12 protein-coding genes and 1 riboswitch are annotated in these 13,138 nt (G+C 61.5%); of the genes, 1 reads left to right on the top strand and 11 read right to left on the bottom strand.

The window, feature by feature from the left end:
- Positions 1–3: 3 nt before the first annotated feature.
- The 9 genes from argC to I2G40_RS08870 form a co-directional block, all read right to left on the bottom strand.
- A complete protein-coding gene (gene argC / locus I2G40_RS08910; protein WP_195544845.1) occupies positions 4–1,074 on the bottom strand; it encodes an N-acetyl-gamma-glutamyl-phosphate reductase in 1,071 nt (356 codons plus the stop codon).
- Positions 1,075–1,339: 265 nt separating this feature from the next.
- Positions 1,340–1,750, bottom strand: coding sequence for a pyridoxamine 5'-phosphate oxidase family protein (locus I2G40_RS08905; RefSeq protein WP_195544844.1), 411 nt, complete (start codon positions 1,748–1,750; stop codon positions 1,340–1,342).
- A gap of 54 nt (positions 1,751–1,804) precedes the next feature.
- The gene (locus I2G40_RS08900) at positions 1,805–2,251 is read right to left on the bottom strand and encodes a pyridoxamine 5'-phosphate oxidase family protein (protein WP_006234942.1); all 447 of its coding nucleotides are present in this window, start codon (positions 2,249–2,251) and stop codon (positions 1,805–1,807) included.
- 30 nt (positions 2,252–2,281) lie between these two features.
- On the bottom strand, positions 2,282–3,082 hold the full coding sequence (locus I2G40_RS08895) for an energy-coupling factor transporter transmembrane component T family protein (RefSeq protein WP_006234941.1): 801 nt from the start codon (positions 3,080–3,082) through the stop codon (positions 2,282–2,284).
- Complete coding sequence (locus I2G40_RS08890; RefSeq protein WP_195544843.1) at positions 3,082–4,986, bottom strand: energy-coupling factor transporter ATPase; 1,905 nt, start codon at positions 4,984–4,986, stop codon at positions 3,082–3,084. The genes I2G40_RS08895 and I2G40_RS08890 overlap by 1 nt, the downstream gene beginning before the upstream one ends.
- Entirely contained in the window at positions 4,983–5,573 is a 591-nt protein-coding gene (locus I2G40_RS08885; RefSeq protein ID WP_040358991.1) for an ECF transporter S component, read from the bottom strand. Before I2G40_RS08885 ends, I2G40_RS08890 begins: the two co-directional genes overlap by 4 nt.
- Before the next feature lie 5 nt (positions 5,574–5,578).
- Positions 5,579–5,771, bottom strand: a riboswitch (FMN riboswitch).
- Positions 5,772–6,139: 368 nt separating this feature from the next.
- Complete coding sequence (gene groL, locus I2G40_RS08880; protein ID WP_006234938.1) at positions 6,140–7,777, bottom strand: chaperonin GroEL; 1,638 nt, start codon at positions 7,775–7,777, stop codon at positions 6,140–6,142.
- A 96-nt stretch (positions 7,778–7,873) separates the two neighbouring features.
- Positions 7,874–8,167: a co-chaperone GroES gene (groES, locus tag I2G40_RS08875; protein WP_040358989.1), complete on the bottom strand. Its 294-nt coding sequence runs from the start codon at positions 8,165–8,167 to the stop codon at positions 7,874–7,876.
- A gap of 502 nt (positions 8,168–8,669) precedes the next feature.
- A complete protein-coding gene (locus I2G40_RS08870; protein ID WP_229090738.1) occupies positions 8,670–10,307 on the bottom strand; it encodes an amidohydrolase in 1,638 nt (545 codons plus the stop codon).
- Positions 10,308–10,475: 168 nt separating this feature from the next.
- On the opposite strand from I2G40_RS08870, the gene I2G40_RS08865 reads away from it, so the two are divergent.
- Positions 10,476–11,939, top strand: a complete 1,464-nt coding sequence (locus I2G40_RS08865; protein WP_195544842.1) for a M20 family metallopeptidase — start codon at positions 10,476–10,478, stop codon at positions 11,937–11,939.
- Positions 11,940–12,045: 106 nt separating this feature from the next.
- On the opposite strand, the gene I2G40_RS09710 is transcribed toward I2G40_RS08865, so the two are convergent.
- Both I2G40_RS09710 and I2G40_RS08855 read right to left on the bottom strand, forming a co-directional pair.
- On the bottom strand, positions 12,046–12,522 hold the full coding sequence (locus tag I2G40_RS09710) for a DUF2752 domain-containing protein (RefSeq protein ID WP_324252598.1): 477 nt from the start codon (positions 12,520–12,522) through the stop codon (positions 12,046–12,048).
- A 13-nt stretch (positions 12,523–12,535) separates the two neighbouring features.
- Positions 12,536–12,949 (bottom strand): DUF4234 domain-containing protein, encoded by a 414-nt coding sequence (locus tag I2G40_RS08855; RefSeq protein WP_195544840.1) that lies wholly within the window; start codon positions 12,947–12,949, stop codon positions 12,536–12,538.
- Between the last annotated feature and the right edge of the window lie 189 nt (positions 12,950–13,138).

The following is a 13,138-nucleotide window of genomic DNA, read 5'->3' as shown; positions in this document are numbered from 1 at the left end:
GTGCTACACCGGGCACGCCACTGTGGGCAAGCCTCGTCGCTCGTCAAAGCCAAAAACGATGTTGGCGCACTGGACCGCCTGGCCTGCTGCACCCTTGCACAGATTGTCGATGGCGCCCGTAGCCACCAGAACGCCCGCGCGCTTGTTGAGCGCGAGGCCGATTTGGGCGGCGTTGGTGCCGACGACCGAAGCCGTCTTGGGCTGCTGGCCGGCATCGAGTACGCGCACGAAGGTGCGACCGGCGTAGAACTGCTTGTAATGGTCGACAACGTCCTCAAGGGTCAAGGTATCGATAGCCTGCGGCGTAAGCGGCATCGTCACCGTAGAGAGCAGATCGCGCTTGAGCGGTGCCAGGTGCGGGGTAAAGACGACGCGATCGGTTAGGCCCAAGATCTGCTCGATTTCGGGCGTGTGACGGTGCTTGCCCACGCCATAGGCCTCCAGGTTCTCCTCCGCGCTGCAAAAATGCGTGCGGACGTTGCAGGACTTACCGGCACCCGTTACACCGCTGATAGCGTCAACGATCACGGGACCGCCCTGGGCAACCCAGCCGGCGCGCACGGCAGGCGCAGCGGCAAGGCTCGTTGCGGTGGGATAGCAACCGGCGCAGGCGACCAGCACGGGCTTGCCGTCGGCGTGGTCGGATGCAGCAGTCTCCAAATCCTGGCAAAACAGCTCGGGCAGACCAAAGGCGCGGCTCTTGAGTAGCTCGGGGCTCGTGTGCTCGGCGGCATACCAGGCCGCAAAGGTGGCCGGATCGCTCAGGCGATAGTCGGCCGAGAGGTCAATGCAGGAGACCCCCGCGGCAAGCAGGGCGGGCACCTGTGCCATGGCAGCCGTGTGCGGCACGGCCAAAAAGACCGTATCGCAGTTCTTGAGCTCGGGGGCATCATGCGTCGTGAAGACAAGATCGCTTACGCCGGCGAAGCTCGGGTACACCGCAGACAACGGCTGGCCGGCATCGGCGTTGGACGTAATGGCAGCAAGTTCAAACTCGGGATGACCGAGGACGAGGCGAATGAGCTCGGCACCGGCATATCCAGCCGCACCGACGATTCCAACCTTTAATGACATATCAGACTCCTTGTCTGCAGTTATGCACCAATGCGCATCCCGCAGCCGTCGTTATGAAGTGGGTTGAAACTTTAGCACCAAAAGATGCATATATACGCAAATCTTTTACATATTCATGCATTGAAACAGTCCCGACACATTCACTCGAAGGAATTGACAAATGAATACGGGCCCCACATTGCCCAATGCACCTTACGGTGACGTTGCAATGTGGGGCCCGCTACATGCGAGAATTTGAATTGTCGAAGCTTGCTGAGAGACTCGTTTAGAGCTCGACTGGCACCCATTCGTCATGGTTGCAGATAAAGGCCTCGGGTTCCTCCACGCTAAAGAAGACGAGCGTGGGATCGTCTGCGCCCTCGTAGTGCTCGCCTAGGCGCTCCAGGTGCTTCCAGCCTGCCTCGCGCATATCGGGAGCGGCTTGGTCATCCAGACCCGCACGCCCGCGCAAGATGAGCCAGCCATGGCCCGGCCACCAACTCGTGGCCTCAAAGCGTTGATTTTGCAGCAGCTCTTGCCACACGTCTTTGGTGCGCGCCGTTACAAACCACAGCTTGCCGTCCTGGATCTGCGCAAACGAAAACGGACGCACATGCGGCTGTCCGTCAACGCTCGTCGCCAAATACCATGCCGGCACCGACGTCAGATACTCCAACACCGTATTCAATCCGTCCATGTGTCCTCCTGGCACTAGTCTTTTTGGGTCGGGGCTGCTTTAGCTACCCTAGGGTTAAAGCTCCAGGCGCTCCTCGCTGCCGTCGATATCACAGAAGCGGGCGGCGATATTGCGCACCGAGAAGAACGCAAGGCGACCGTCGTTGGCGCTCTCGTGATCTTCGCCGATGCCCACCATGTGCTTAAAGCCGGCTTGGCGCACCCGGTCACTCACGACCGCGTCGTCCTCGAGCGCGGCCTCGCCAGTTAATACGATCCAGCACTCCCCCGGTTTCCAACCCGAAACCTCAAACTTGGGGTTCGCGCTAAGCTCGGCCCACACATCCTTATCGCGCGAGGTGCAAAACCACAGCTTGCCATCATCGACCATGGCAAACGAGAACGGCCTCACGCGCGGCTGATGTCCGTCCGTCACGTCGATCGTGGCGAGATACCACGCCGGAATACGCCTAAGATACGAACAGGCGCGCTCGAGCTGCGCCGTGCGGTCGTTATCGGTCATAGGGACCCCTTTCCTGCGCTCGAATCGCGCCTAAACAAGTTGAAGATTGATGACGATGACGCAGATGAGCAGCAACGCCGTCACCACCGCCGCCAGCGCATCGCCGCGGCCAAATGCAAGCGCATGCAGACGTGTGCGGCCCTGCTCGCCATGATAGCAACGGGCATCCATGGCGGCAGACAGCGTTTCGGCATGACGGAACACGCCCGTGAACAGCGGAATCGCCACACTGCCGAGCATACGCACGCCGCCGAGCGGGCCTCCCGTCACGCGCGCACCGCGGCTCGCCTGTGCATCGGCCGTCTGCTTCATCTCGGTGGCAAACTGCGGCATAAAGCGCAGCGCGATACCCATGATCATGCCGAGCTCGTGCGCAGGAAGTCCCACACGCGCAAACGGCGCGAGCAGGCGCTCAAAGCCCGCGGTGAGATCGAGCGTGGGCGTGGTGAGCGTAATAGCGCTCATGCCGGCCATCATCAAGGTCAGGCGGCACGCCATAAAGGCGGCGGAATGCAGCGAGCCCTCGCTTATCTGCAAAAAGCCGAGCTGCCACAGAATGCGCCCGCTCTGGTCGGAAAACAGGTTGAGCACCGCGACCACCGCGACGATCGCCAGCAGCGGCGCCATCGATGACAGGACGCGACGAGCCGGCACCCGGGACACGGCATAGATCAGGACAACGAAGATTGCGACCGGGACTAGTCCGCGGAAGCTGCTGACCGTGAGCGTCGTGATCAGAAACACAAAGCCCAAGAGCAACTTGGTTCGCGGGTCCAGGCGGTGAATTGCACTATCGCCGGGATAGTAGCTGCCAAACGAAAACGCCTCCATTAGCAGCCCTCCTCTCGCGCGACCGTCTTGGATTTAGCAATGTCCGCGACGTTAGAAGGACCGTCCGAGCGACCGATAAGCAGGTCCACCAGTTCGTCTGCCAGCGACTCAACCGTATAGAGGCCGTCAAAGCGCAGCGGCACGCCTGCCTTCGCAAGCGCCAGCGCCATGCGCTGGGCAGCGGGAACACCCAAGCCGATCGACTTGAGCTCATCGGCATACGCAAAAACCTGAGCGGGCGTACCCTCGGCAAACACCGTGCCCTCGTTCATCACGACAATACGGTCGCAGCAATTGGCAAGGTCATCCATACTGTGTGAAACCATGACGACGGTCAGGCCCTCGTCATGAAGATGGCCGATGAGCTCCAGGAAATCCCTGCGGGCTGCCGGATCGAGCCCCGCCATGGGCTCATCGAGTACCAGGACCTCGGGCTCCATGGCAAGCACGCCAGCAAACGCCACGCGCCGCTGCTGCCCGCCCGAGAGCTCAAAGGGACTCTTGTCGCCCACCGTGGCCAGGTCGAGGCCCACGCGCGCGAGCGATGACTCAACGCGGTGGGCAACCTCGGCCTGCGACAAGCCAAGGTTATGCGGACCAAATGCCACGTCCTGTGCCACGGTCTCGGCAAACAGCTGACGCTCTGGATACTGAAACACCACGCCGACCTTTGCCTTAACCGCGGCGGCATCTTTCTTGTTTACCAGGTCGAGCCCCAACGCGTAAACGGAACCCTCCTGGGGACGAATCAGTCCGTTGAGATGCTGAACCAGTGTCGACTTACCCGAACCGGTATGGCCCGCAAGGCCCAGGAACTCGCCACGACGCACCGTCAGCGATACATTGCGCAACGCCCAGGGGCTGCTAGGGTCGTTGCCCCAGAGGGCCTGTTTGTTCGATGCACCCTCGGCAGCTGAGCGCTTGTGCCAACGGCGACGCTCGCGGGCGCTCAGCGAATAGCCATACGAAAGGTGCGAAATCTCGATGACGGGCTCCAGCGCGTCTGCGCCATCGATTGCAGAGGAAACGTTGTCGGGAATACGAGGATCGGATGCGAAAGGCCGCCCGGCGATGCCTGTCCTACTCCGCTCGGTATAAGCCTGCGCTATATCGGCGACCATATCCGCCTCACGTACCTGCGCGCAAACGGGCACGCCCTTCGCACGAAGCGTCCTACCTAAGCAGCACGACGCCGGCATATCCAGGTTGAGCTGCGCAAGTTCGTCCGCTCGCGTCAAGATTTCCTCGGGCGTACCGAGCATGGCAACGCGCCCCGCCCGAAACACCGCGACACGATCGGCCTCGGCGGCCTCTTCCATAAAGTGCGTAATCATCACGATGGTCATGCCGCGATCGTGCAACGCGCGGCAAGCCTTCATGAGGCCCTTGCGCCCACGCGGATCAAGCATCGAGGAAGCCTCATCCAAAATGAGAACGCGCGGCTCCATGGCGAGCACGCCGGCAAGCGCCACGCGCTGCTTTTGGCCACCCGAAAGCGCGTGGGTCTCGTGGCGCTCAAAGCCCACCAGGCCCACACCCTTCAGCGCCTCGCGTACGCGCTGCGCAATTTGCGCCGATGGCACGCCAAGGTTTTCGGGACCGAACGCAACGTCATCTTCGACAAGCGTCGCCACCAGCTGATCGTCGGGATTCTGGAACACCATGCCAGCAGTCGAGCGAATGTCGTAGACCAGCTCGGGATCGGACGCGTCCATGCCGTTGACGCACACCGTTCCCGCATCGGGCTGCAGCAGCGCGTTCAGGTGCTTGGCAAACGTCGACTTGCCCGACCCGTTTCCGCCGAGGATGCAGAAAAACTCGCCATCTTCGATGTTCAGATCGATGCCATCGAGCGCCGGTGCAACACCGTCATAGCTAAAGGAAACGCCCCGACACTCAATCATGCGCGACCTTTGACCTGGTCCTTCTTGGGCGTGATGAGATTAGAGACCGCCTTGTACACTGCAAGCGTCAATACCGAGTTAAGCACGGTCTTGATAAGGTTGAACGGCAGAACAGCAGGAAGCATGAGTGGCAAAATCACATCGGCCGAGCCATACCAGAACCAAACGCCGATGGTCAGGTTTGCGACCATAGACAACGCCGTAGCGGCAATAACGCCCAGCGCCAGGCCAATCACGGCGCCCTTATAGGTATGCATCTTCTGGTAGACGATAGCCGCAGGCAGAATATAGCCCAGCGTGGCAACCAAGTTCATAAGCGCACCGACCCAATCGCCCGTGGTAAGCGCATGGATAACGATCGCCATAGCGGCAACAGCGGTGCCGGCACCAGGGCCATACGCAAATCCACACACCATCGCCGGCACCAGCGACGGGTCATACGTCAAAAACGGCGCCGAGGGGAGGATGGGCAGCTGCACATACATAAACAGTGCTCCCAAGGCGCACATCAACGCCATGGTAACGAGCTGTTTGGTGCTCCACCTATTCGTGTTCTCAAAATGGATATGCTGCGACTGTTCAGACATAAGATCACCTGCCTCTTTCATCCGGACTCTAACCGTTGGTACTGGGATCTCACCAGTTCAGCCGGCATGCGAACCAACGCACACACGGGTCGCGGACTCATCGGCTCGGCCGCAGGCACGTTTCCTGCGCCACGGTACCCCTTTGGCACCGCCCGATTTACCGCCAGTGGGGAATTTCACCCCGCCCTGAAACAGCAATTGCAAGTGTAGCACGGGCAGGCTTTCGCGCAAGTATGCCAAGAGTAATTTATGGTGGGGATCAGTTGCCGCAACAACCACGTTCTCCGTTCGCTCCAAAGTAGCGCGCCTTTCGCGCAAAGCGCGAAACAGCGAAAGGGACACGTATCCCCATCAACCACATTCTCCGCCCACGCCGACCTCAAGGCCGTAAACGCAGGGGATCCGGGGGCGTGACGGGGTTTCTCTCCGGAACATTCCGCACTGACGCAAAGAGGCTCCGCAGCGCGAAGCGCGATGCGGAGCCTCTTTGCATGTCCGAGGACGTTCCGGAGAGAAACCCCGTCACGCCCCCGGATTCCCGGTGGGAGTTCTAGACCTTGTCGGCCTTAGTACATACCGCCGCCCTGCTGACCAGCGGTAGCAGCAGCGATAGCATCCTCAAGCTGAGTGTTCTTGGGCACATCGGAGACGGTGGCCTCGGTGATGAGAATCAGGCTGGCGACAGAAGCAGCGTTCTGCAGGGTGACGCGGCTGACCTTGACGGGGTCGAGGACGCCCATCTCAATCATGTCGCCCCACTCGCCGTTGGCAGAGTTGAGACCCTGGCCGGCGGGCAGCTCGGCAACCTTGTCGACCACGACAGCGCCCTCAAAGCCAGCGTTCTTGGCGATGGTAGCGACCGGAGCGGTCAGAGCCTTCTTGACGATATCGACGCCAATCTTCTCCTCGGGGTCGTCGATCTCAACAGCGTCGAGCGCAGGAGCAGCGTCCATGAAGGCGACGCCGCCGCCAGCGACAATGCCCTCCTCGACAGCAGCGCGGGTAGCCTGCAGGGCGTCCTCGACGCGGTGCTTGATCTCCTTGAGCTCGGACTCGGTAGCAGCGCCGACCTTGATGACGGCAACGCCACCGGAGAGCTTGGCCAGGCGCTCCTGGAGCTTCTCGCGGTCGAAGTCAGAGGTGGTGTTCTCCATCTCGCCCTTGATCTGAGCGATGCGGGCGTCGATGGCCTCCTTGGAGCCAGCGCCGCCGACGACGACGGTGTTGTCCTTGGAGATGGTGACGGACTTAGCGGTACCGAGCATATCGGCGGTGATGTCAGCGACCTTCACGCCCAGCTCGTCCAGGGCAGCCTGACCACCGGTGAGGACGGCGATGTCCTCGAGGATGCGCTTGCGGCGATCGCCGTAGCCCGGGGCCTTGACGGCGCAGACGTTGAGGGCGCCACGGATCTTGTTGAGGACCAAGGTCGGCAGAGCCTCGCCGTCGATGTCCTCAGCGATGATGAGCAGGCCACGGCCAGCGCGCTGGACAGCCTCGAGAACGGGCATGATGTCCTGAACGCTGGAGATCTTCTGGTCGGTGATGAGGATGTACGGATCCTTCATCACGGCCTCCATGCGGTCGTTGTCCGTGACGAAGTAAGCGGAGACATAGCCCTTGTCGAACTGCATGCCCTCGACGGTGTCGATGGTAATGTCGAACGTCTGGGAATCCTCGACGGTGATGACGCCGTCCTTGCCCACGACCTCCATGGCCTCGGCGATCTTCTCGCCGACCTCGGGGTCACCGGCGGAGATGGTACCGACGGAAGCGATCTGCTCCTTGGTCTCGACCGGCTTGGCCTGCTTCTTCATCTCGGCGACGGCGGCGTTTACAGCCTTGTCGATGCCGCGACGGATGGCCAGCGGGTTGGCGCCGGCGGCGACGTTACGCAGACCGTCGTTGACGATAGCCTGGGCGAGCAGGGTTGCGGTGGTGGTGCCGTCACCCACGGTGTCGTTGGTCTTGGTGGCGACCTCCTTCACCAGCTGAGCGCCCATGTTCTCGATGTTGTCCTCGAGCTCGATCTCCTTAGCGACGGAAACGCCGTCGTTGGTGATGGTCGGGGCACCGAACGTGCGCTGCAGAGCGACGTAACGGCCCTTGGGGCCCATGGTGACGGTAACGGCATCGGCCAGAGTGTTGACGCCCTTTGCGAGCTTGGCGCGGGCATCGGTGTTGAACGTAATGTTCTTTGCCATGGTAGGTAATCCTCCAAAAGAAATGTGACTCGCGTCGCCGCTTCCGAGTCCTATGCGGCAGGCGCGTTCAAAGACGAATCAGAGATTCTGACGAGGCTAGGCCTCGACGACGGCGTAGATGTCGTCGGCGCGCATCAGCAGATACTTCTCGCCGTCGACCTTGACCTCGTTGCCACCAAACTTACCGTAGATGACAACGTCGCCGACCTGAACGTCCATGGGGATGCGCTCGCCCTTGTCGTTGACCTTACCGGCGCCAACGGCAACGATGGTGCCGCGCTGCGGCTTCTCCTGAGCGTTGCTGGCGATGTACAGGCCAGAAGCGGTCTTCTGCTCGGCCTCGTCGGGCTTGACCAGGACGCGATCTGCAAGCGGCTTCAAAGACGACATGCTTGTTTCCTCCTTTTTGGGCCGCGCGGTCATGCCGCGCGGGTTAACCCTTTTTGTTTGCGTACGCGTTGAATGGTACCCACGAATGACGGGTTATACAACACGGAGTCAAAAAATCTTATTTTTTGACACTTAGATTTTCTGAATGCCGGGGGATAACTTAGCGGTGGCTCCCGCGTGGCTCCGGAGGGCGGGCATAAGGTTTCCTGCTCGGGCAGTCCTGCTCGCACGAAGGCCACATTAAGTGGCCTTCGGCTCGTGCGGAACTCGCGATAAACCTTATGCCCGCCCCTCCGGAGCCACGCGGGAGCTGGGGTTACGTTATTGGGCCCGGCATTCAGAAAAGTCAGTGCAGCAAAATGGCGACGCGGATAGAATGCACAAGATAGGGGCACGTTGTCGGGACGCGCTTTTTTAAGTTGCGGTGGAATAGTTCCTGTTTTTGGGCTTGAAGGCCGATTTTAGGGACTATTTCACCGCAACTGAGGGGTGGGATGTGGGGTTAATGCTCGTAGATCAGGTTGCCTGCCAGATAGGTTGCCTGAACCTTGGTAGCCTGGAGCTCTTGGGGGTCAATGGTGAGCGGGTTTTGGTCCAGGACTACCAGGTCGGCGTATTTGCCGGGCTCTAGGCTGCCGAGGTTTTGCTCGTCGCCCGCTGCGTACGCGCTACCAAGCGTGTAGTTGCGCAGGGCCGTTGCCGCATCGATGCGCTCGCTGGGGAGCCAGCCGCCCTCGGGCCAGTGGCTGCGAGGGTCTTGGCGCGTAATAGCCGTGTAGAGCACGTTCATGCTGGTAACGGCCGTGATGGGGCTGTCGGTACCAAAAGCTTGGCGGATGCCGCGCTGCTTATAGGTCGCAAACGGCCACATGATGCGGCTGCGCTCCAGGCCCAGGTCACGCTCCGGGCCACCCGGGTCGAGCGTGATGTGGCAAGGCTGGCTCGAGGCAATGACGTTGAGCTTGCGCAGGCGATCGATGTCACCGGGCAGCAAATTCTCCAGATGCTCGAGCGTGTTATGACCGTGCGGGGGCAGACCGTAGAGCTCTGCCGCCTCCTCAAAGATATCGAGCGCAGCATGAATGGCGCCGTCGCCGATAACGTGGATGCGCACGGTGTGCCCACGCTCGGCTGCCGCCAGAACCAGCTTGCGCATGCGCTCGACGGGAACCGTCAGACGACCCTGGTCGCCCGGAAAGCGCGGGTTGGTATAGGGCTCAGTGAGGTATGCGGTATGCTCGCTCGACACGCCGTCGAAGAACTGTTTAAAGCCTGGCGCCGAGAGCAGCGCGTTGTTCGCGTAGCGGGTCTGGAGTTCTTCCAAGCGTGATTGGTCATCCAGCAGCGTGGGGAACAGGTGGGCGCGAATGCCCAGCTTGCCGGCGGCTTGCAGCTTGTCGTAAACATCGTCGCGAATAAAGTCGCAGCCCGGCATGGGCATGAGCGACATATCGCAGATCGAGGTGATGCCTTGCTCGGCCATACGCTTCATCTGGTCGGCGTAAGCGCTCGCGATGCGGTCCTCGCCCAGCCACTCCAGGCAGCGCGGCAGCAGCTGCATGGCCGCAGCCTCGTGGGCAATACCCGTAAGCTCACCGTTTGAGTCTTTGTCGTAACTGCCACCCGCCGGAGGCTCGCTGTCGCGCGTCACGCCGAGCGCCTCGAGCGCGCGGCTGTTGAGCCACAGCGTATGCCCGTCGCCCGAGTACATAACACAGGGGCGATCGGGGAAGGCGGCGTCGAGGGAGGCCTTGGTAGGATGCTCGGGCGGATCCCAACGGTAGTCGCGCCAGCCCTGCGTTACAACCCAAGCGTCGTCAGGCAGGTCCTGGGAAAACTCGAGCGCGTGTTGTACCAGCGCCGCCTCGGACGTGCCCATATCCATGAGCATGTACGGCGAGGAACCGACCGAGGTATGGAAGAAGTGCAGATGAGCGTCATGGAAACCGGGGCAGACAAACTGCTCGCCGTAATCGACCACCGGCGTGGCGGCAGGTGCGGCGGCAATCACGTCATCGGGCGCGCCGACAGCGACGATGCGATCGCCTGCGATGGCAATCGCCAGCTCGCGGGCGGTATCGATGCCGTCTTGCGCGGTAAAAACGTTCTTGGAGCGGATAATCTGATCGATATGTTGCATGGGCATCCCCATCTCTGGCAGGAAATTCAACACCCCCGAGTGTACTCCCCCGCCCTTGCAACAAAACCCCAAGCGGCAAACGGCAACTTTACCAGCCCTAGCGGCAGGTGGCATACTGGAGAGAGCCTGTACGATTTTGCGATCAACCCAGCAAGGAGCAAATCGACCATGACGAAGACCAAGGCACAGCAGATTATGGCGGCAACCGAGGTTCGCGCGGCAGACGACGTCACCGCGGCCATCCGAGATATTGCCACCGAGTTTGAACCCTATATCATCAAGCAGCGCCGGCACTTCCATAAGCACCCGGAGCTGAGCCTTGCCGAGGAGCGCACGACCTCCGACATCGCCAACCAGCTCGACGCCATGAATATCCCCTACGAGCGTCCGCTCAAGACGGGCCTGGTGGCGACGCTCCGCGGTACCGCGCCCGATGCCTACCGCGAGGACGGCACGCCGCGCCGCCGTATCCTGCTGCGCGCCGATATCGACGCCCTGCCTGTCACCGAGCAGACCGGCGAGGAGTTCGCCAGCGTCAACGAGGGCTGCATGCACGCCTGCGGTCACGACTGCCATATCGCCATGATGCTCGGCACGCTGCAGATTCTGCGCCACATGACCGATGACATCCACGGCGAGATTCGCATCGTATTCCAGCCCAGCGAGGAAAACGGCCAGGGAGCCAAACTCATGATCGGCACGGGCGTACTCGATGGCGTCGACGGCGCCTACGCCGCGCACATCTGGAGCGAGGTCGATGCCGGCACCGTAAGCTGCGAGCCCGGCCCGCGCATGGCAAACACCGACTGGTTCCGCATCGACGTCCGCGGCACCTCGTGCCATGGCGCCATGCCCCAGCGCGGCCACGACGCCGTTATGGTTGCGGCAGAGATCGTCAACGCCCTGCAGACCATCGTCTCGCGCGAGATTAGCCCCTACGAACCCGCCGTCATCACCGTCGGCGAGCTGCACGGCGGCACCGCGCGCAACGTTATCGCCGGCACGGCGTACCTCGCCGGCACGGTGCGCACCTATGGCGACAAAACGCATGAGGAGATGCCCGAGCTTATGCGCCGCATCGTGGAGCACACCGCAGCAGCGCTAGGCGCCGAGGCCGAACTCACCGACTACACCATCGCCAACTACAAGGTCGAAAACGATGCCGCCTCGAGCGAGCGCTGCCGCCAAGCTGTGCTCAAGTGCCTGGGCCCCGCAGGCGAGGGCCATTACCGCGGCACGCTTTCGGGCGAGGACTTCTCGGAGTACCTGCGTCGCGTGCCAGGTGTGCTCGCCTTTGTCGGCGCGCGCAATCCCCAGATCGGCGCCACCTATGCCCAGCACTCCTGCTTCTATAAGATCGACGAGAGCGTGCTCGCCAAGGGCTCCATGGTAGCCGCTCAGTATGCCATCGACTTTTTGGCCGAGCCCACGCAAGAAGAGCTCGACGGCCCCACGATCGCCGCGGTTGCCGAGACCAATCCCGACCTGGCAGCCAAGCTGCGCTCTGCCAAGGCAACGGCCGCCGAGGCCCGCGACGCCGTGCACGACGCCCGCACCGCCCGCCATGCCGCCATCAAGGGCATTCACGATGCCCGTGCCGCCGCTCGCCACGAGGAGAAGCGCGACGAGTAGCCGTCACGCCCACCCATAACAACCTAGCTAGAGCAAAGCGGGGGCGAACGTTATCTCAACGTTCGCCCCCGCTTATGTGTCGACCGCTTTTCTAGCGCGTCCTCCGTCACGACAGGTAAGAGTGAAGAATGGTGAGCCAGCGTGGGGTTTCGAGGTGGATGATATCGATGGGAACTCCGGCGGGAGCGTGACCGCCAAAGAGCAGGCCCGCGTCTGCCGGGTTGATAAGGCGCACGATCCATACGGCAACGACCAGCACGCACAGAACAATAACCGTAATGTCGATGCCGCGCTTTAGCTTGCTCAATGCCACCTCCTCGCGCACGAACGCGAGCGCAAACGCAATCGGCACCACCCAAAACAGCGGATGATAAGCGAAGGCCGCCGCAAAATCGAGTCGCAGCGCCGCCAACCAGGCTCTCGTCATGCCGCATCCCGGACAGGGAATACCCGTCATCAGGCGAAACACGCAGCCGATATCGAGCAGGTAGAGTGCGAGCCAGGCGACAAAGAGCGCGCCGATGCAAGAAAGGGCGCGGCGAATGAGTTCCGCCGCGCCCTTATGTCCCTGGGAGCTGTTCACGCCGCTCTTATCGTTAGGCACGAGCGCCAAGACGGACGTTGTAAGCCGTTGCCATGGCATTGGTATTCTTGATGATGATGTTCATGGCAAAGATGGGGCCAAGGCCGCACAGCAGCGCGCCGACGATCCGCCACATAAGAACGGTGGTACCGTTCTCCTGGAACATCAGGCCATAGCGAGGAGCATTAGCCTGCAGGCGGTTGCCGATCTTGTAGTACCAGTAGAGTGCGTAGAAGCCGCAGGTCACGAACGACAGCAGGATTAATGCTGCCAGACCCGGCGTGGAATCGCCGTCGTCCTGGCACATGACATTGATGTCGCGAGCGAGGCAATAGAGGAAGTAATATGAATAGATGCCGCAGGTCACGATGGAAAGCAGGAGCCAGCCGATCACGCCACGGTCGGTTTTAATCGGAGCATAGCCCATCGGGGCAGGTGCAGGCTGCTGAGCATACTGCTGCTGACCGGTGTACTGCTGCTGGCCGGCGTACTGCTGCTGAGGCTGAGGCTGAACTGCCTGAACCGGAGTGGGCTGAATCTGGATTGGCTACACTGATGTGGACAGTTCCGGGAGGGGCGCAGGAGACGGGAGGGCCGTATATGAGGGACCCCAGGC

The organism is Collinsella aerofaciens (genome assembly GCF_015558785.1).
GTDB lineage: Bacteria > Actinomycetota > Coriobacteriia > Coriobacteriales > Coriobacteriaceae > Collinsella > Collinsella aerofaciens_P.
This window is presented reverse-complemented; position numbering and strand designations above follow the sequence as displayed.